We start from the raw sequence: 19676 nt of genomic DNA on the forward strand, positions 1-19676 counted from the left end.
TTGCAGAAATTAGGCAAATCTACAGATTCTTTGACGTTTTTAGGCAAAACTCACAGATTCTTTGCAGAAATCAGGCGCTCTTAATCCAAGCCTTGCGAGCCAGCTGGCTCTTTCATGCGTGCCGATACGCACTGGTAAAACCACCCTATCACCTGCGATTTTTAAACAACATTTAAATAAAAATTTCTATTGACTTGCAATCAATGTGATATCACAATAATACCAACAGAAGGCTCACTGTCACAAAGGAGATACTATGAGCACTGAAAAAATTATCAAATCCAAGAGTGGTTGGCTATTTTTGCTGATTGCTATTGCTCTTTTTGTAATAGCAGTCCTGTTTTTGGCAAATTTTGTGATTAGCGCTATAGCTGCAGATAGAAATCCTCGCCTGGAGCCATCGGTCCCAAGCATTATTGGTGCGTTGGTTTTCTTCTTTGCTGGTTTGTTTGTTTCAAGCGGCTTGTTTAGTCTTCAGCCTGGTCAGGCAAGGGTTTGCGTGTTGTTTGGTAAGTACATCGGAACCGTTAAGGACGAGGGCCTTCGCTGGGCAAATCCTTACTACGCTAAGACTCTGTCCGCAGGCAACCTTTCCACTCTTGTCACAGTTGGAGACACTTCTAGCGTAAACGTGCACACCTCTATCATTTCTACTCGTGCTCGCACGTTGAATGGCGATGTCCTCAAGGTTAATGATCGCATGGGCAATCCAATCGAGATTGCTGAGGTAGTTGTTTGGCGTGTCAGCGATACCGCAAAGGCTCTCTTCGATGTGGATGATTACGATAGCTACGTTGCTATGCAGGCAGAGACTGCACTTAGGCACGTCGCTAGCATTTACAGCTACGACCACATGGAGGATGAATCCGAGTCTAATACCGCAATTACCTTGCGTTCCAACATCGAGGAAGTCTCCGAGGCTCTTCAGTCTGAGTTGAGCCGCAACCTTTCCGTTGCCGGTATTACTGTCGACGACGCCCGTCTCACACATCTCTCTTATGCTCCTGAAATTGCACAGGCAATGCTCCGTCGCCAGCAGGCAGAGGCCATCATTGCCGCACGTAAGAAGATCGTTGAGGGTGCCGTTTCCATGGTTGACATGGCTCTCACTCAGCTTTCCGAGAATGGCGTTGTTGAGTTTGATGAAGACCGTAAGGCCGTTATGGCTTCTAACCTTATGGTTGTTCTCTGCGGCGAGTCTGAGGCTCAGCCTGTGCTTAACACTGGTTCTTTGCAGCAGTAAAGCATGGCGAGAAACCCATGGCACCTCGCAAACAATATCCGCTTCGTGTAGCTCCAGAAATCTGGGAGGCAGTTGAGCGTTGGGCACAAGATGATATGCGTTCAACCAACGCTCAGGTAGAATGGATTTTGCGCGATGCCCTGAAAAGGGCAAAGCGTTCTCCAAAAGCTAATAACACTTGTATGAACAAGACAGAAAAGATGGAAGAAGGAAACTAACATGGCCGATAATACTCCGCAGCCACCTGTTCCTAACGCTCCCGTTTCTCCCGCTGCACCTGCACCAGATGCGCCGGCGTCTCCCGCCGCGCCTGCACCAGCTGTGTCCGTACCAGCTGCGCCTACACCAACTGCGCCTGCAGCTGCCGTTGCATCAACAACGCCAGCTCCAGCGGGTGTCACTCCAGCGGCTTCTGGTGAGGTAGTTCCTGTGTTGAGCGTTCAACACTTCACCAAGAAATACGGCTCAAAGGTAGCTGTTTCTGATCTTTCGATCGACGTTATGCCTGGCGACATCTACGGTTTTATCGGCCACAATGGCGCAGGTAAAACTACGCTTATTAAGTCTGTCGTTGGCGCTCAGCCATTTGAGGGTGGCGTCATTTTTGTGGACTCGAAGAATGTACTGGTTGATCCTGTTGGCACAAAGCAGGTCATTGCTTACGTCCCAGATAACCCAGACATTTACGAGTTCATGAGCGGCATCAAGTATCTCAATTACGTCTGCGACATCTTTGGCGTTCCTGCGGAGAATCGCGTTGAGCGTATTACTACTATGGCTAACCGTCTGGGCATCACCGATTCCCTGTCAAATGCTATTGGTAGTTATTCTCATGGTATGAAGCAGAAGCTAGTTTTGATTTCCGCCCTACTTCACGAGCCAAAGCTCATTGTTTTGGATGAGCCATTTGTTGGCTTGGATCCAGCAGCAAGCTTCGAGTTGAAGAAGATGCTACACGAGCTGGCTGATCGTGGATCTGCAGTGTTCTTCTCGTCACATGTTCTTGAGGTTGTCGAGAAACTCTGCAATAAAATTGCAATTATTCGTCAGGGCAAGCTTCTTGCTGCAGGTAAAACGGATGAGATTCGCGGCAATGCTTCTCTTGAGGAAGTCTTCCTTGGTCTTGAAGCTGGCGCTCCTGGCGTTTCTGCCGAGATTGCTCAGGACATGGCCACCACAAAGGATGGCGCAGCTGTTCAACCAGTCATTCCAGGTACGCCTGTAGCCACTACACCCGCAGCTCCAGTTGCACCAACAGCACCGGTTACACCTGCGGTGCCCGCTACTCCAGCCGCACCAGCTGCTCCAGCCACATCAGTGGCACCTGCAACACCGGCTGCTCCAGCAGCATCGTCTGCGCCTGCAACTCCAGCGGGATCTGCAGGTCCTGCTGCGCCAACTACTCCTGGAGCACCAGTGCCTCCAGGCGCTCCAGTTCCTCCTTCCTTCCCTAAGGAGAACTAGTCATGGCAAACAACGTTCCACAGGCTCCTCAGCGCCCCGATGTGCCTGAGCAAAATCTGCCACTTTCAGGAGATGTTTTTATTCCGGCTCAGGTAAGTGCTGGTCAGATTCCTGTTCTTAATCGCTCTGAGCTTAAATTACCTTCTAACCTTAAAGTTTTCTGGATGCTGCTTAAAGTTCAGATTACCATGATTTGGACCACTCAGGTTATGGGTGCTCGAAAGAATTTTGAGAAGAAGGTTGGCGCAAATGCCCTGCCTATTGTTGGCGGTATTTTTGCAGTTGTCGGTGCACTCATCATGATGGTTTACATTTATGGCGTATCCACAGGTGTTGCTCTTGCCGGCTTCACAAGATTACTTCCTTTAGCAGGAATTCTTTTTGGTGCTCTACCAGGTGTTATTTTGACATTTGTAAAGGCTAATGGCGTACTTTTTGCGTATAAGGATTACGACTTTATCATGTCTCTTCCTATCAAAAAGAGCACCATTATTTATTCTCGAGTAGCCGCCCTGTATGCTGCCGAAGGTATTTGGTCTTTTGCCATTATGCTGCCAGTTTTTTTGGCCTACTTTACCTTTGAAGCAGTCACAATTCCGCGCTTGATCGGTGCTTTGTTTGCGCTCGTTCTTGGACCTAACTTGGCAGTTTCTGCTGCAATTCTTTTGGCTTTTGCTGTTGCTGCTCTTGCAGCAAAGTTGCACTTCAAGTCTTTAGGAATGGTCATTGGTGGCATTTTTGGCCTTTTATTTATGGTTGCCTATCTGTTCTTTATCTTTACACTTTCTTTCAATGCAGATAAGCTTTCTGCAGGTGCAGCTGGTAATTTTCAAGCCACTGTATTTAGCGTAGCAAGTTCTGTTGGACTGGTTTATCTTCCATCACTATGGATTGCCGACTTCTTTAGGTCTGGTTCTTTTGTCAGCTTCTTGCTATTTGTCCTGGTTTCCGTTGGAGCTCCAGCAGTAATCGTGGCAATTATTTCTCGCTTTAATGATCGTATTAATGCGCTAGTAAGCGAGGACAAGGTTCAGAAAAAGTTCACTACCAAACAGATTTCCACCAAGTCTGTGTCACCTTTTGTTGCTCTGATTAGAAAAGAGATCCAGACCATCATTGGATATCCAGCAGTTTTTGTGAACATGCTTTTTGGATGCTTGCTGATGGTTATTCTCGCCTTTATTTCTCTGTTCTTTAATACGTCGTCTATCGTTGCCAATTTTGTTCCTGCGTCTGAGGTTCCACGATATCTACCTCTAGCAAGAACTATCTTTGGCATGGCAACCACCTGGTTTGGTACCTCGATGTTCTGTGCTGCCAACTCTGCTGCTATTTCATACTCGCTGGAAGGTCGTTCAAACTGGTTGATGGCAACCATGCCAGTATCTTCAAGGCAGATTTTTGGTGCAAAGATTGCCGTTAACATGCTCTACGTGGCATTCTTCAGTATTCTGACTCAGATTTTCTTCCTAATTCCCGGCCACATTACCATTGAAACGGCGTTGAGAAACGTTATTCTGCCGCTTTGCATTGTATTTCTTGTGGCTAATGTTGGTCTGGCTATTGATATTCGCCGACCAAACTTTGATTGGACTTCTGTTATTGATATCACCAAGAGAAGCCTTTCAGTTACTGTTTCTTCTCTCGTTGGCACATTGGGCTCGATGATTGTTATTGGCGGAACATTCATGCTGATGATTTTGCCGGTTATCGATTCATTTAGCTCGTCAACGGGCATGGTTAACGAGACACTTCCAAATGTTGTTTTTGTTACGCTGTCGCTGTTGAATGCAGTTATCGGCGCCCTCATCTTTAACAACACCGTTCACCGAGGAGTCAGAATTTAACTTCTGTAATTCTTACAGGGAGCGCCGTGCAATTTCACGGTATTTACCTGCAGTAACAGTGTAAATTTTTCTGTCAAGAAGAAACTTTGAGACACCCACTAAATGTCGTTTATCGAATGGTGGGTGTCTCTTTTTATGCTTTGCGGTACGGTAGGGTGGCTAGAGGTTTTCTTGTTCGGTAAGTAGCAGGAAGAGCCGAAGCATATCGCGCTAGACTCGGGCGCGAACTATCGGCTGATCTTCTCGGCTGCTTACCGCAGTCAGAGGAGGCATCATGGCCGAAAAAAATGTTTCTAAGGTAAAGAATGTGGTCCTGGTGGGCCAAGGTGGCGTGGGCAAAACCATGCTTGCCGAGGCAATGCTGCATCTGACGGGTGCAACAACTCGTTTAGGCGGCCACGCAGGCACAAAGCCCACGCTTGATTACGATTCACAAGAGTCAGAGCGCGGATTTTCTATCTCTACTACTATCGCACCAATTACCTGGGAAAATACGCGAATTAACGTGCTTGACGCACCTTGTTATCCTGACTTTGTGGGTGACGCCTATTCGGCAATGAGCGCTGTTGAAACTGCGCTGTTTGTCGTTGATGCAGCTAGTGGACCCGGCACCATAACTACTAGGCTTTGGTTTGCTGCTGAGGACCTTTCTCTGTCTCGTGCATTGTTCATTAATCGCCTGGACCGTCCTGATGCAGACTACGAGACTGCAATGGCTATGCTTCAGGACCGTTTTGGTTCTTCGCTTGGAGCGGTGACCATTCCAATGGGTTCTGGTGAGGCATTTTCTGGCATTATTGACGTTGTTCATCAGAAGGCTCGTAAGCTGGTAGATGGCAAGCCTGAGGTCACTGACATTCCTGCCGAGTTCCAAGCAGAGGCAGAAGCTGCTCGATCCGCTCTAACTGAGTTGGTTGTTGAAGCCGATGATGAGCTTATGATGCGCTATCTTGAGGGCGGAGAGATTACGCAGGAAGAGCTTGAGAGCCTGCTGGGTAAGGCCCTTATGGAGCGCATTTTTGTTCCTGTTTTCTCCGGTTCTTGTGTTCACGAAGAGGGTGTCATCTCTCTACTCGACGCTATTGATGGCTGGTTCCCAACCATGTCCGATTTTGGTCGCATTCCGCTGGTTAACGGCGAGCAGCTTGATATTTCACCTGATGATGAGCGTCCTGTTGCGTTTGCTTTCAAGTCGTTGCAGGATTCACAAAACGGCAAGCTTACGTTTGTGAAAGTCCTGGCGGGTACCATTTCTGCAGGCGACGAGCTTATCAACGCGCGTACTCGCAAGCCTGAGCGCCTTTCTCACTTGTATCGCATGTGTGGTAAAGAGACGTCTGACGTCAGCATCGCCGCAGCTGGCGATATCGTAGTAGTTCCAAAGCTCGAGGCTATGACGGGTGATACGCTTTCCGTTACTGGCAAGGTTGAGGCTGCTGCATTTAGGTTCCCTAACTCTCTGTATCGCACGGCTATTGAGCCTGATGAGCGCGGTACCGAGGGCAAACTCTTTGCATTTTTGGAGAAGGCAGCCGACGCCGATCCAACTCTTAAGGTTGAACGCGATGAGGACACCGGACAGACCATTGTGTCTGCAATTGGTGAGGCACAAGTAGCTGTTCTTCTCGAGCGTCTTGAGCAGCGAGCCGGCGTTTCTGCGCATAAAGTTGCGCTCCGCATCCCGTATCGCGAGACGATCCGTCGAGTTGCAAGTGCTCAGGGTAGGCACAAGAAGCAGACTGGCGGTTCCGGCCAGTACGGCGACTGCTGGCTGCGTATTGAGCCAAACCCAGACGCAGGCTACGAGTTTGTCGACGAGGTTGTAGGCGGGCATATTCCACGCGGCTTCATCCCCGCTATTGATAAGGGCGTTCAGGAGACCATGCGTGAAGGCGTTTTGGCTGGTTATCCTATGATTGACATCAAGGTTGCCGTTTACGAGGGCTCTTACCATCCAGTTGACTCTAACGAGATGGCTTTCAAGACTGCTGCCCGCATTGGTTTCCAAAAGGCTGTTGAACAGGCAGAACCTGTTTTGTTGGAGCCTATGGCTCACCTGGAGATTACCGTTCCAGACAGCTATGCGGGTTCCGTTATGGGCGATGTCTCCGCTTCCCGTGGTCGCGTTGAGGGAATGTCTTCTGGCACCGGTGTTTCCGCTGGTGAGACTACTATTAAGGCGACGATTCCATACGCTGAGGTTACCGATTATGCTACAAGACTGAGGTCCCTCTCGCGAGGAACGGGTGAGTATACCGTTGAGCTGTCAGGATATGAGCAGGTACCACATGATATCCAGGCTCGTCTAGCTGCAGAGTATGCCGAGCGTCGCGCCGCCGGTGAGCGCTAAGCCGCAGGTTGAGTGTGGCTGCTAGGAGCACTTCGGGCGCGGCACGTGCCGTGAGCACAGACGCGCTGCGAGCGCTGAGCCGCAGGTAGACGTAACGTTTCAATCACGAGCCCTCGCATCTTTCAGGTGCGAGGGTTCTTTTGCGTTTCTGCAGCGTGTTAGCGTCGGGTTTTAGGCTTGGCGTACAAAATAGTGCAGTGTTGGCGTGTCACGCAGATGAATCGCCGTGTTCCTGATCAAGAAAGCTGGACAGCTAGGTGGTCGTACTACTTGATATGCATCTCTATGAATAAACTTCATCTAATATGCTAAAAGATGAATAGTCTTGTATAAAAAATCTAACTATCGATAAATTCCGCGTTTACAAAACACATCTATGTCGGATATTCTGCTCAATTACGAGCATTTTACACATCTAATGACGATATTTTGCATGTTTTAGGTATTTTCAGCGTCATGTATACGTCTTTTTGACAGATTATCTGACATAGGTGTGTTCAGGCATTATCAAAACAGTGCAAGCGACTAAAGATTCTGCAGAAAGTCAGGTTTCTAGAAATTCGTGGACTTATTCTGGGTAAATTACAAACATAACTTCGTACATCAAAGTTATGTTTAGATTGCCACGTGTTTGACCTGCGTATCTAATGCGTCGCTCGTACGGTGTGGTTGACCCGGCCGCACGCACCCCGTGCGCCTTGCGCCCTACGCACCCCATGCGCCCACTCATCCTGCAGATCCTGCACGTCATACAGCAAACAAGCTGCTTATTCCTGTATCGTTTAAAGAAAGGTCGCACATGTACCTAGAGCATATTAATGGACCGGAAGACGTAAAGAAGTTGGACTCAAAAGCTCGCTTGACGCTTGCCCAGGAGATTCGCGAAAATCTGCTGGTCATGGAGTCAAAACACGGTGGCCATTTTGGTCCAAACTTTGGTATTGTTGAGGCAACTATTGCGCTTCATACCGTATTCAACTCGCCCGTTGACCATATCGTTTACGATGTCTCGCACCAGACATATCCACACAAGATGCTCACTGGCCGCAAGCAAGCATATATGGATCCCGCACTCTATGACTCGGTGTCTCCTTACACCGATCCTGCTGAGACTCCGCATGACCTCTTCAAGATTGGCCATACTTCCACGTCTATCAGCTTGGCGCTTGGCCTGGCAAAGGCTCGTGACATTATGGGCGGCAAGGAGAATATCATCGCAGTTATCGGCGACGGCTCGATGTCCGGCGGCGAAGCGCTCGAGGGTTTAAACGTTGCTGGCGAGCTGAACAGCAACTTTATCATCGTTTTCAACGATAATCAGATGTCCATTGCCGAGAATCACGGCGGCATGTACGACCAGTTCGCTGAGCTGCGCCGCACCAATGGAACTGCCGAGAATAACCTTTTCAAGTCGATGGGCCTTGACTACCTGTATGTTAACGACGGCAACAACATTGAGGCTCTTATCGACGCGTTTGAGCAGGTAAAAGATATGACTCGCCCGGTTGTGGTTCACATTAATACGCTCAAGGGTAAGGGATACGCTCCCGCGGAGGCAAACAAGGAGAAGTGGCACTGGCATATGCCGTTCGACATCCAGACTGGTCAGAGCCCAGCGTCCGGTTCGTCCGAGTCGTACGCCGGAATTTTTGCAGAGTACGCGCTCAAGCGCGCAAAGACCGATCCTAAGTTCTTGGTGCTCATGTCAGCTGTTCCTGGCCTACTTGGTCTTTCGCAGGAACGTCGAGAAGAGCTTGGAAAGCATTATCTTGACGTGGGCATTGCCGAAGAAACCGCAGTTGCAATGGCTTCCGGCGCGGCTCACGCGGGCGCGCACGTAGTTTGGGGTTCAAGTGCAACCTTCATCCAACGTACCTACGACCAGTTAACCCAGGACCTGTCGCTCAATCAGAATCCCGCGGTTATTATGGGCTCCGGCTCCATTAGAGGCTTGATGGCCGCCACTCACCAGGGCCTCAGCAGTATTTCCATGATCGCAAACATCCCTAACATGGTGTACCTCGCACCGTCTAACGCCGAGGAGTACATCGCTATGCTCGATTGGGCGCTTGAACAGGATAAACACCCTGTCTACATCGCAATTTCTTCCGGTCCTGTGGTTCACGTCGAAGGTTCCGTTCGTACAAACTTTGACGACCTCAACACCTACGAGGTCACGCGTCAGGGCTCCAAGGTGGCTGTTCTTGCCCTGGGCGATTTCTACGACCTTGGCGAGAAAACCGTCGAGGCCCTAAACTCTACTTTGGGAATTGAAGCTACGCTGGTCAAGCCATATTTTGCCTCTGGCGTCGACGAAAATTTGCTCGACAACCTGGTAAAAGATCACGACGTCATCGTAACCATTGAAGATGGCATCATCGAGGGTGGTTGGGGACAGAATATTGCCAGTTACCTGGGAACTTCTTCCGCGCGTGTGCTGAACTACGGCGTTAAGAAGGCCTTCTACGACCGCGTCAACATTGCAGATCTTATGCGAGAAAGTCACCTTGACCCTGAACTGATTGCTGCAGACGTCAAGCAGGTGTTGGGTTTGTAGGTGTTGCTGCAGCACCGCACTTCTCGTTATCACATCAAAACTGCAACAAAAAAGAGGGGCCGCAAATGCGGTCCCTCTTTTGTATCAAGTAAGTGTGCTGTTGCAACGCCCCGTTGCGACTTGCCGTCTGAGCTTGCGTTGTGGTGCGTTGTCGCGTTGCGGCACGTTGTTGCAACGCCCCGTTGCGACTTACTGCCGCGTTGCGGTGCGTTGTCGCGTTGTGGCACGTTGTTGCGACTTGCTGCCGTCGCGGTGGCGTGTAGAGCTGGAAGCTTAAGCCTTAAGAGCGCGGCCCATAGCATCGGCCTGAACAATAGCTGCGTAGAGTTCGTCAGGAGTGACATCGCCAGCGAGGTTGTGGATGGTCTCGCCAGGAACACAAGCAGCTTCAGCAATCTTCTTGATCTGCTCGTCAGTGGTAATGCCAATCTCCTCGAGGGTAGTTGGCAGACCAACCTCAAGGCAGAAGTCCTGGACCTCATCAAACTCCTCCTGAGGAACGCCCTCAAGAACAAGCTGGACTAGGGTACCAAAAGCAACGCAGTTGCCGTGAGGTGCACTGTGGCCACCAAGGGAGGTAAGGCCGTTGTAGAAGGAGTGAGCTGCTGCGCAGTTAACGTTGTCAGCGCCGACGCCACTCATGTAGACGGCTGCCTCGCAGATAGCCTCGAGAGCTGGGGTTACAACGTTGTTCTCGCAAGCCTTAATTGCCTGTGAACCGTAATCGCGAAGAGTAAGGTAGCACTCCTTAGCAACTGCCATACCAACGCGGGTAATGCCGGTTCCCTCAAGGGAAGGAGACTCGGTGCGGATGGATGCGCGACCCTCAAAATAGGTGCCCAGTGCATCGCCCATGCCCGCTACCAGGAAGGAAACAGGTGCGTTAGCGATAATCTGAGTGTCGACCATAACTGCGTCTGGGTTCTGTGGGTAGAAGAGGTACTTGTCAAAGGAACCGTCATCGTTGTAAATAACGGAGAGGCCGGTGCATGGAGCGTCAGTAGCTGCAACGGTAGGAAGAATAACGATGCGCTTGCCAGCGTAGTATGCGGTTGCCTTTGCAGTGTCAACAGCGCTGCCGCCGCCGATTGCGACGACTACGTCGATGTTGTCCTCCTCGACAATAGCCTTCATGCGGTTAATCTCGCCGTTAGAAGAAATGCCGCCGAAGATTTCGTAGCGACGGTAATAGTCGCCCTTGCCTTCAAAGCTCTGCTCGATCATGTCGTGAGCTGCTTTGTAGCCGCTGTTAGAGCAGACAAACAGGAAGCGCTTTCCCATGTAGCCCATTTCTTTTTCGAACTCGAGACAAGCATTTTTGCCCTGAACATACTTCAGTGGCTCACGCATAGCGCGTAACATTTTCATAGGTCCCCCTCTCCGGATACGTTTAGACCTATGTAATTTACGGTAGCACTTTGAATGTAAAGAGGAGCGATTAAATTTTTTGAGTCTAAATATTCTGAATTGTATAAACTGTTGTTTTATGGGGGATGTTCTGTAATTGTTGATTTACAAAATGGCACATCTTCCCTGTATGGCCAGCGCTGTGAACGGCATAAGAGGAATAAATGTCAAGATTAAATGAAAGGCAAATACAGGAAAGAAACATTTCCTTATATACGTGGTCAAATTATCTCAACTCAGGTGTTTTGATTTGGACCGTCATAACGCTGTATTATCTTTGGAGAGGTTTAAATTATTTTGATATTGCATTAGTGCAAAGTTTTGGTGCAATTGCGACTGCGGTGCTGGAAATTCCAACTGGATGGGTATCTGATCATTATGGGCATCACCGAGTTTTAAAATTAGCGGCATTGTCACGGTTTTTAGCTCTTGTTATTTTGACTTTAGCAAATAATTTATTTTTGATGATAGTTTCGGAATTTTTGTTCGCTTTAGCTAATGCTTCTCAGTCTGGGGCGGGTAGCGCATTTCTCTTTGAGTCAGTCAGTTTTGTGACCACAGAGGACGATAAAAGTAAACCTTATGCTTTAGTTCTTTCAAGAATAACTGGAGTACAGTCTGAAATTAGAATTGCGGTTCGATTAGTTGCACCTCTATTGTTTGATATTAATCCGTTGATTCCATTTTTAATTTCTATTTTTATCTATCTTTTTAGCTGTTTTCTTGCAACAGAATATAAAAATTCTAAACATGTAGGTGTGAGTTGTAATGTGCATCCACTTTTAATTGAATGTTCAATTAAAAATATTTTTAGAAAAATTTTTATTAATATAAAGAAATTTATTACAGTATTTAAAAACTTAATAAAAAATCGATTCTTTTTAGTGCTATGTGCTGTTTCATCAATTTCATTAGTAATGGTAAGCAATTACAGTCAATTTGTTGCTCCAAATTTAGAGTCCATGGGATTTGATATAAAATTTTATGGAATCGTTACGGCAGCTGTGAGTTTAGGTGAATTGTTTGGATCACGGCTGATTGCCTTTTTTATAAAAAGGTATTCTGAATCTTATGAATCATATTTTAGTAATAATCTTTGCGGTTCGTTAAGTATAGAAGTGCGGCTGATTTTTACAATAGCTTTGTTTATGGCTATATTACTGCTGTTTTATGGAAACTTTTCGAGTATTGCTCTATGCATTTTTGTGTATATAGCGATTAATTTGTTATCGACGATGTTGAGTATTTTGTTAAGCAAGCAAATGAATCAAGTTGCAAACAGCACAAATCGTGCTACTTTGCTTTCAGTTTCAAATCAAATAGACGAGATTACTGCAGTTGTTTTTGATCCTATAATTGGTTTTGGACTTGATGCTGCAGGATTTGGAGTGGTATATATCTGCTTAGGTTGTCTAGCAATAGTAATTCTTAGCCTAATTCTGGCATATTGTGTACTACAAGCAAATTCAAAAAAATCTTTTTCGTAATGTTTGCTAAATGTACTGATAGAGCGCTAAAGGGTTGAATTTAGGTTGTCGGTTTTTAGGAATCTTTCTTAAAACGAATCACCTAACTGCGCTAAATGATATTCTTGTAGTGTCAAATTTTCGCACTGTGGTCTTTGGAGGACGCATGCTTAGTTCTGTCGAAATCAAACCCGATGTCTACTTTGTAGGCGCCCTGGACTGGAACGCTCGCGAGTTCCACGGTTATACCACTGAGCGGGGTATTACCTACAACGCATATCTTATTTTGGACGAGAAAATCACGCTTATTGATACTGTCAAGCGTCCATTTTCCGAGGAGCTGGTCGAGCGCATCAAGAGCATTATCGACCCAGCAAAGATTGACGTTCTAATTTGTAATCACATTGAGATGGACCACTCCGGCAGTGTTCCTCGTATTCTGGAGCTTGCACCAAACGCCGAGGTCTACGCAAGCGCACCTCAGGGAGTCAAGGAGCTCAAAGCTTTCTATGGCGAGAATATCAATGTCAACGGCGTAAAGACGGGCGATACGCTCAACATTGGTAAGCGCACTCTAACCTTCGTGCAGACCCCAATGGTTCACTGGCCAGACAACATGGTCACTTATTCCGACTACGATAAGATTCTCTTCTCCAACGATGCGTTTGGTCAGCACTATGCTTCAAGCACTCGTTTTGAAGACGAGTCAGACTATTGCGAGGTTATGAAGCAGGCTCGCAAGTATTATGCAAACATCGTTCTTCCTTACGGTCGTCAGGCTGACTCTGCTGTTACTGCAGTTAAGGGTATTGGTCTGGAGAACATTGATATTATCGCTCCAGCTCACGGTGTTGCATGGCGTTCTCATATTGCCGATATCATCTCCAAGTACGAGGAGTGGACATCGGGTAAGCTTGAGGAGAAGGCCCTGGTTGTGTACGACTCTATGTGGGGTTCAACCGACAAGATGGCTCACGCTCTTCTCGACGGTTTCTTGGCTGAAGGTATTCCTGTTCAGCTCATCGACCTTAAAGAGACTCACATCTCCGACGTTATGTATCACTTCCTGGATTCAAAGTATGTCTGTGTCGGTTCACCAACGCTGAACTCTAAATTCCTGCCTACCGTTTCTTCATTCCTAACCTATATGACTGGTCTTTCCCCAAAGAACGATCATCGCATTGGCTTTGCATTTGGCTCTTACGGTTGGGCTCCACTTGGGCCAAAGATGGTTCAGGCTGAGCTTGAGGTGGCAGAGTTTACCATGCCACTGCCCGCTCACGCTATCGGTTGGATTCCTTCCGACGAAGATTTAGATGCTGTTCGCGCTCAGGTCAAAGATCTGGTTGAGGCTGGTAAACAGCTGTAAACTGCGCTGCGATGCGCGCGACGCGCGCGACGTGTGCGACGTGCGGCTTTGGGTGGCTTCACGGTCCCGGATTTGACGTGGCAGGCGTAACATTACTGCGAACAGAAGGTACGTCTATACGAGTCGCATGAAATGACGGTTAGACCCTCGTATCCGCTTCGGATACGAGGTTTTTTATGTACGGTTACAGCACAAGTATGCGGCAACAGATGACTCTGCAGCAAAAAGTGTCTCTCAAAATAAAGCGTGCCTCCAAAACTGGACATTATGTCCACTTCTAGCACCGCAAAGTACAATAGTCTGCGTTTTTGGCAGTTTTTGAAGTCGTCGAACACAGCAATGTCGGATAATCTGTCAAAAATAAGCTCAAAATGGCCGTTTTGCACGTTAATGAGGCAATTTTCAACAGATTATCCGACACAAGTGTGCTTTTTAGGTCCAAAAATGCAGATTATCCGACATTGCTGTGTTTTCGAGGTCCTAAAATCGACCCCTAAGCCTATGGCGAGAAGATCCGATTTTCTCGCAATTCATCTACCTGCAGTTTTCTTTGTTTAAGTTATTTATAAATTGAGATATTTATATAAAAGATTTCGCAGCGATATAAAACTGACTAAATAGCGGACTTTTGTCCTATTTTCGGCGTTTTTTCACTGGCTACGTCAGCGGTGTAATTGCTGGAGTAACTTGCACCTGCGTTTCGTGTCAAGACTGTGTCAAATTCTTGCAGACTACAAGGTAGAGCGCGTTAGAGTACAATAGACTACACAAAAAGTAACTTCGAAGAGGTAGGTGCCCATACATTCGATGGACATTGCGTTAAGTATTGCAATAACTCTGCTGCTTACCCTGGTAAACGGCTTCTTTTCTGCAGCTGAGATGGCCATTGTCAGCGCTCGTCGCGGCGCACTTGAGGCAGACGTGGACGAGGGTGACTTAAAGGCCCAGTTGGTCATTGATATTGCAGCCGATCGCGGATATTTTCTCGCAACAATTCAGGTCGCAATTACTTTGGTAGGCTTTGCTTCCTCGGCATTCGCGGCAACGAGCCTTTCCGAGCCATTTGGCGCTTGGCTGGTCAGTATTGGTGTCCATGCTGACCTAGCGCTTCCTTTGGCCGTCGTTGTTATTACATTGATTGTTTCGTTCTTCTCTGTAGTTATCGGCGAGCTGGTCCCAAAGAGTATTGGTCTAGCAAACGCCGAGGCAGTGGCCAAGGCTGTGGTCGGTCCTATGGGGGCGTTTATGAAGATTGCGCGCCCACTGGTGTTCATCACGTCTGCCGCAGCAGATGCGGTCACTACGCTTATGGGCGTTGATACAACTAACGATTATCAAGAGGTCACCGAGGAGGAGCTTCGCTACATCGTTAAGGATTCCGGAGATCTCTCCGAAGAAGAAAAATCCATGATCCACGAGGTCATCGAGATGGGTGACACCGTTGTTCGCGAAGTTATGGTTCCGCGTGTCGATATGACCGCTATGGAGGACACCGCAACTATCAGCGAAGTCTTGCGCGTTATGCGCCAGACGGGTTTCTCGCGCATCCCTATCTACCACGAGAATATCGATCGAATTGTGGGTATTGCCCACATCAAAGATTTGCTGGAGCCGGTACTTGACCAGCATGCAAGTGAAGAGAAGATCGCGCGCTTCGTGCGTTCTGCTGATTACGTGCCCGATACCAAAGATATCATTCCGCTGCTCACCGAGATGCAGACAAGCCGCGACCAGATGGTTATTGCAGTTGACGAGTACGGCGGAACTGCCGGCGTCATTACCATTGAGGATATTGTCGAGGAGATTGTCGGCGAGATTGAGGATGAGTTTGATCCAGACAATAAGTACTTGACGCAGCTCTCTGATAGAGAGTGGCTGGTAGATGGTCGTTTCTCGCTCAATGATGCAGATGAACTTGGATGGCCGGTAGGGGAGTCCGAGGAGTATGAGACTATTGCGGGCTTTGTGCTGGATTTGGCTGGTCATCTGCCACGCCCAGGTGAGGTGTTTGAGAAGGATGGCTATGTGTTCCGTGTGCAGTCAATGCGTCGCCGTCGTTTGTCTTTGCTTCGCGTAATTGCACCAGAACCACAGGTAGACGGTGAATCTGAGCCAGCCAGCGAAAACTCTGACATATCAGAAAATGAGTAGCTAAAAGAATGATTACAATAGAGTGAACCAATAGAAAGAGGTTGAAATGGCGCAGTTGATTTCTATCAAAAAAGTTGTGGTAGGACCTAAAAATTTGACCGCTACCGTTGAGTTTTCGGCCAAAGCGCCACGTTTGACCTCAGAAGACGCTGAGGCAACCGAGCGCGTGCTTGAGCTTTTACCTGGTCTTTCCGAGCATCTGTGCTTAGGTGATGCTGACGCTCGTTTTGGGCTTGTCGCCAAAGACACCGAGGTTGCACACTTGCTTGAGCACGTAACTGTTGAGCTTCTAGCCCTGACCAATCTTGCAGGAGACGTCTCTTCCGGCAAGACTTCCCTGGTAGATTCACGTCGCGGCCTCTACGAGATTATCCTCGCATGCCCAGATGACGTTTTGGTTGCAGCTTCGTTGTCTAGCGCTGTATGGCTTCTCAACTGGGCATATGGCAACCAGGATGAGGCCGATCCAGACATCAATGCAATTGTTTCCGGCCTTGTTGCGCTCATTCAGAGCCTTGATGGCGAGAAGAACGATGAGCTTGCAGATTCCGTAGAACCTGAGGTGGACGCTGCATCTGAGGCAGAGAGCGTAGAAGCAGAGGATTACGCCGCCGACAACTCTTCTGAGGACGTCGATGATGCAGCGGCCGCCGATGCTGCTGAGGCTGAAGCCGCAGATGCTGAGGAGAATAACGCTGAGGTTGCAGGGGTTGATGCAGCTGATAGTAAGCCTGCTGACACCGATGTCGACGCTGCCGAGTCTACCACCGCTGAGGCTGAGCCTGCTGATGAACTGGCTGACGCTACGGCCGCTGAAAATGCTACCGATGACTCTGAAGTCACCGATGTCCCAGACGACTGGAACATGATTAACGTTCCTCGTTCAAAGCCCGTTCGATAAACGCTCTTATTGCGGTATGATTACGTACAGCGTTTTGCTGTTTAACAGGAGGTACTTATGAGCAAAAAGTCTGCTGGTTTCTTTTTAGGTGCTGTTTTTGGTGCTGCTGCTGGTGCTGTAGCTGGTATTTTTCTGGCTCCACGTTCTGGCGAGGAAACTCGTGCTTTGGCCGCAGATGCTGTGAATGACGCATGGGATTCCGCACTTGATTCTTATGAGCGTACATCTAAGGTTGTGAGCACTAAGATTGACGAGGTCAAGCCTACTGTTAACGCAAAGACCGACGAACTCCGTGCAAAAGTTGATCTTGCTCGTGAGCGCATGGATCAGCTTCGTGAGTCACTTTCTGATGCTGTGACCTCTGCTTCTAACACTGTCGCAGATGCCGCTGATGTTGTTGCAGATTCTTTTGCTGTTCCGGAGCCAACTACTACAACTGCTGAGGCTCAGGCAGTTCGCATTGAGAACGTTGAGTCCCATAATCAGGAGAATGCTGACGAGGGTTACCAGGAGGCTTAAGCTCCGCTTAATAGTAATGTGACGGGACGCCTTGTGACGTCCCGTTTTTTATAGAGAGGTTTCATGTGAAAACAACCGAGCTCTTAGGTGCAAAGGTCTTTATCCCTAAAAAGCCTGCTACAAAAGGTAAGCACGCGGGAGAAGAGCGTTTTTCTAAGTTAGGAAAAATTCACAACGTTGTGTTTGCGCCATTCAAACAAGGCAAGCCCTCGCAGGTAGTAGGTGTAATGGTTCAGAAGCCCGATATTGCTGGCATGATTAAGCAAGATGACGCTTTTGTTACGCTGGAGTCGCTTGAAATTATTGAGCAGGGGCTTTGCGTAAAAGAACCCGAGAATAACGTTGATAAGGCCGCAATTATGCGACTGAACTTGGATTTTGATAACTGCATTTTGTGGCACGGCATGGAAGCTCGCACCAAAAGCGGAAAGAGCTTGGGCTACGTAAGCGGTGCAGAGTTTGACCAAACTACAGGCATGGTCTCGGTATTTCTTGTGGGAGACGGTGCTGGATCAGAAGCGCTGGTAGGTTCGTTTGCCATTAAGCCCGAGTGGCTGCTTGGCTACTCTAATGGTGTAATGGTTCTCTCCGATGAGGTGACAGACGCACAGCTCACCGGAGGTCTTGCTGCTAAGGCAGGCGAGAGTTATGCCGCAGTTGCTGCTAAGGCTTCCGAGGCTACAGCTAAGGCAGGCAAGGCTGTTGCTGAGGCTACCGAGAAGGGCGCGTTTGCCCTGGGTAAGACTTTGGCTAAGGCAAAACGTGCTATCGAAGATGCAACTGAGCCTGATGCTGAAGACGATTCTGAGCGTCCAGCACCTGTTGCTGCAGAGGGTGTTCAACTTGAGAAGCTATCTCCAGAAGAACAAGTTGTAGCAGATAAAGCTGCTGCAAAAAAGTCTGTTACTAAACCTGCTGCTACCAAGTCAACCACAAAGACCACCGCAAACAAGGCTGCAAAGAGCTTTGGTATGCAGCTAGGTCGCATGGGCAAGATGTTCTCTGGCTTCAAGGACGAGTTTGACAAAGCAAGTAAATAATAAACTACAGGTAAATGCATACTATAAAGGGCGAGAAGATCAATCTTCTCGCCCTATTTTTGTGTCACAGTTGTGCGGAGGTTGTAGCGTGGCGCACTTGCTATAAGCCCATGGCCTGCAGAATGAACATCACGATGGTCAGGATGATAACGGTGACGATGGTGAACCAGGTCAACGCGTTCCATATGCGACCGTTGGCGTACTTGCCCATGATGTGTTTGTCGGCTGCAATAATAACCATAAAGATGAGCAGAATTGGCAACAGGATACCATTGATGACCTGGGCAGCCATCATGATACCAAAGAGGCTCATACCCGGAATCAGAACAACAAGCGCAGAAATAACTAGTACAGTTGTAATAATGCTGTGGTAGACGGGAGCTTCCTGCCAGCTGCGATCAGCTCCGCGCTCCCAACCAAAAGCCTCGCAGATAGCACTTGCGGTAATGCCTGGTAGAACGCATGCTGCTAAGAAGGATGCGCCAACCATGCCCAACGCAAAAAGCGTACTTGCATACTGACCTGCAAGTGGTTCAAGGGCGCGAGCAGCATCGGCAGCGGAGTCAACAGAGATTCCGCGAGGGAAGAGCACGGCACCAGTGGTCAGCATGATGAACCAGGTAATGATTTCGGCCAAAATGGCGCCCGCAACATTATCTGCACGCTGAGCAGGAATATCGCTGGTATCAAGGTTTTTCTCGACAACATTTGATGCAACCAAGAAGATCATGTACGGACTGATGGTGGTACCAATGTTTGCGACTAGCAGCGAGATATATGAGGGATCGCTGGAAGGTTGAGGAATTATGGTTACTCGAAACGCCTCTGCCCAATCAGGTTGTGCAAGTATACCTGCAATGATGTATGTGACAAAAATACAACTGATGGCTAATAGTATTTTCTCAATACGGCGATAAGATCCACCAACGGTTAAAAGCCAAACCATCAGAGCGCTAATAGGTACTGATACATACGTCGGAATGCCAAAGAGCTCCATACTGGACGCAATACCTGCGAATTCGGAGAAGGTAACCGCAATGTTGGAGAGCAGCAGTGCTCCCATTGCCAGCGTGGACAAGCGGATACCAAAGCGCTCACGTACCAGTGATGCAATGCCCTTACCAGTAACACAACCCATTCGAGCTGCGGTTTCTTGAACAACAATGAGCAGAAAGCACATGAGTGGCACGGTCCACAGCTGGGAATAACCAAAAGTGGCGCCTGCGCTTGAATAGGTTGCAATACCGCCAGCGTCGTTTCCAGCAAAGGCAGCAAGAAGACCTGGACCCATCGCAAGTAAAATATATTTTAAGCTGCTCTTGTTAACGTTTGTTTTTTTAGAAGCAACCATCTCAGATGGAT

Annotated in this window: 14 protein-coding genes; 12 read left to right on the forward strand and 2 right to left on the reverse strand. The window is 48.3% G+C overall.

The window, feature by feature from the left end; translation table 11 throughout:
• Nucleotides 1–256: 256 nt before the first annotated feature.
• The 6 genes from APAR_RS00305 to APAR_RS00330 all read left to right on the forward strand — a co-directional run bounded on the left by APAR_RS00305 (nucleotide 257) and on the right by APAR_RS00330 (nucleotide 9461).
• Nucleotides 257–1243 carry an SPFH domain-containing protein gene (locus tag APAR_RS00305; protein ID WP_012808151.1) on the forward strand — a complete coding sequence of 329 codons (987 nt, stop codon included), beginning with the start codon at nucleotides 257–259 and terminating at the stop codon, nucleotides 1241–1243.
• Between the two features lie 17 nt (nucleotides 1244–1260).
• Nucleotides 1261–1461, forward strand: a complete 201-nt coding sequence (locus APAR_RS00310) for a type II toxin-antitoxin system antitoxin (RefSeq protein ID WP_012808152.1) — start codon at nucleotides 1261–1263, stop codon at nucleotides 1459–1461.
• Nucleotide 1462: 1 nt separating this feature from the next.
• On the forward strand, nucleotides 1463–2707 hold the full coding sequence (locus APAR_RS00315; protein WP_012808153.1) for an ABC transporter ATP-binding protein: 1245 nt from the start codon (nucleotides 1463–1465) through the stop codon (nucleotides 2705–2707).
• Between the two features lie 2 nt (nucleotides 2708–2709).
• Nucleotides 2710–4554: a hypothetical protein gene (locus APAR_RS00320; protein WP_012808154.1), complete on the forward strand. Its 1845-nt coding sequence runs from the start codon at nucleotides 2710–2712 to the stop codon at nucleotides 4552–4554.
• A gap of 274 nt (nucleotides 4555–4828) precedes the next feature.
• Nucleotides 4829–6904 (forward strand): elongation factor G, encoded by a 2076-nt coding sequence (locus tag APAR_RS00325; protein WP_012808155.1) that lies wholly within the window; start codon nucleotides 4829–4831, stop codon nucleotides 6902–6904.
• Between the two features lie 799 nt (nucleotides 6905–7703).
• Entirely contained in the window at nucleotides 7704–9461 is a 1758-nt protein-coding gene (locus APAR_RS00330; RefSeq protein ID WP_012808156.1) for a 1-deoxy-D-xylulose-5-phosphate synthase, read from the forward strand.
• A 273-nt stretch (nucleotides 9462–9734) separates the two neighbouring features.
• Here APAR_RS00330 and APAR_RS00335 read toward each other — a convergent pair whose 3' ends face one another.
• On the reverse strand, nucleotides 9735–10829 hold the full coding sequence (locus APAR_RS00335; RefSeq protein ID WP_012808157.1) for a glycerol dehydrogenase: 1095 nt from the start codon (nucleotides 10827–10829) through the stop codon (nucleotides 9735–9737).
• A gap of 203 nt (nucleotides 10830–11032) precedes the next feature.
• Here APAR_RS00335 and APAR_RS00340 point away from each other — a divergent pair, with 203 nt between their 5' ends.
• The 6 genes from APAR_RS00340 to APAR_RS00365 all read left to right on the forward strand — a co-directional run bounded on the left by APAR_RS00340 (nucleotide 11033) and on the right by APAR_RS00365 (nucleotide 18314).
• Nucleotides 11033–12355, forward strand: coding sequence for an MFS transporter (locus APAR_RS00340; RefSeq protein WP_012808158.1), 1323 nt, complete (start codon nucleotides 11033–11035; stop codon nucleotides 12353–12355).
• 145 nt (nucleotides 12356–12500) lie between these two features.
• The gene (locus APAR_RS00345) at nucleotides 12501–13703 is read left to right on the forward strand and encodes an FprA family A-type flavoprotein (RefSeq protein ID WP_012808159.1); all 1203 of its coding nucleotides are present in this window, start codon (nucleotides 12501–12503) and stop codon (nucleotides 13701–13703) included.
• A gap of 807 nt (nucleotides 13704–14510) precedes the next feature.
• Nucleotides 14511–15854, forward strand: coding sequence for a hemolysin family protein (locus APAR_RS00350; RefSeq protein ID WP_012808160.1), 1344 nt, complete (start codon nucleotides 14511–14513; stop codon nucleotides 15852–15854).
• 46 nt (nucleotides 15855–15900) lie between these two features.
• On the forward strand, nucleotides 15901–16755 hold the full coding sequence (locus APAR_RS07055; protein ID WP_012808161.1) for a cyanophycin synthetase family protein: 855 nt from the start codon (nucleotides 15901–15903) through the stop codon (nucleotides 16753–16755).
• Nucleotides 16756–16812: 57 nt separating this feature from the next.
• On the forward strand, nucleotides 16813–17274 hold the full coding sequence (locus tag APAR_RS00360) for a YtxH domain-containing protein (RefSeq protein WP_012808162.1): 462 nt from the start codon (nucleotides 16813–16815) through the stop codon (nucleotides 17272–17274).
• Between the two features lie 65 nt (nucleotides 17275–17339).
• Nucleotides 17340–18314: a hypothetical protein gene (locus tag APAR_RS00365; protein ID WP_012808163.1), complete on the forward strand. Its 975-nt coding sequence runs from the start codon at nucleotides 17340–17342 to the stop codon at nucleotides 18312–18314.
• A gap of 100 nt (nucleotides 18315–18414) precedes the next feature.
• Here the strand turns inward: APAR_RS00365 and APAR_RS00370 are convergent, their stop codons facing one another.
• The gene (locus tag APAR_RS00370) at nucleotides 18415–19665 is read right to left on the reverse strand and encodes an Nramp family divalent metal transporter (RefSeq protein WP_041654111.1); all 1251 of its coding nucleotides are present in this window, start codon (nucleotides 19663–19665) and stop codon (nucleotides 18415–18417) included.
• Between the last annotated feature and the right edge of the window lie 11 nt (nucleotides 19666–19676).

Source organism: Lancefieldella parvula DSM 20469 (assembly GCF_000024225.1).
In the GTDB taxonomy this organism is placed as follows: domain Bacteria; phylum Actinomycetota; class Coriobacteriia; order Coriobacteriales; family Atopobiaceae; genus Lancefieldella; species Lancefieldella parvula.

Coding starts and splice junctions, on each gene's coding strand:
- APAR_RS00305 (WP_012808151.1), top strand. CDS start 257: ATGAGCACTGAAAAAATTATCAAATCCAAGAGTGGTTGGCTATTTTTG.
- APAR_RS00310 (WP_012808152.1), top strand. CDS start 1,261: ATGGCACCTCGCAAACAATATCCGCTTCGTGTAGCTCCAGAAATCTGG.
- APAR_RS00315 (WP_012808153.1), top strand. CDS start 1,463: ATGGCCGATAATACTCCGCAGCCACCTGTTCCTAACGCTCCCGTTTCT.
- APAR_RS00320 (WP_012808154.1), top strand. CDS start 2,710: ATGGCAAACAACGTTCCACAGGCTCCTCAGCGCCCCGATGTGCCTGAG.
- APAR_RS00325 (WP_012808155.1), top strand. CDS start 4,829: ATGGCCGAAAAAAATGTTTCTAAGGTAAAGAATGTGGTCCTGGTGGGC.
- APAR_RS00330 (WP_012808156.1), top strand. CDS start 7,704: ATGTACCTAGAGCATATTAATGGACCGGAAGACGTAAAGAAGTTGGAC.
- APAR_RS00335 (WP_012808157.1), bottom strand. CDS start 10,829: ATGAAAATGTTACGCGCTATGCGTGAGCCACTGAAGTATGTTCAGGGC.
- APAR_RS00340 (WP_012808158.1), top strand. CDS start 11,033: ATGTCAAGATTAAATGAAAGGCAAATACAGGAAAGAAACATTTCCTTA.
- APAR_RS00345 (WP_012808159.1), top strand. CDS start 12,501: ATGCTTAGTTCTGTCGAAATCAAACCCGATGTCTACTTTGTAGGCGCC.
- APAR_RS00350 (WP_012808160.1), top strand. CDS start 14,511: ATGGACATTGCGTTAAGTATTGCAATAACTCTGCTGCTTACCCTGGTA.
- APAR_RS07055 (WP_012808161.1), top strand. CDS start 15,901: ATGGCGCAGTTGATTTCTATCAAAAAAGTTGTGGTAGGACCTAAAAAT.
- APAR_RS00360 (WP_012808162.1), top strand. CDS start 16,813: ATGAGCAAAAAGTCTGCTGGTTTCTTTTTAGGTGCTGTTTTTGGTGCT.
- APAR_RS00370 (WP_041654111.1), bottom strand. CDS start 19,665: ATGGTTGCTTCTAAAAAAACAAACGTTAACAAGAGCAGCTTAAAATAT.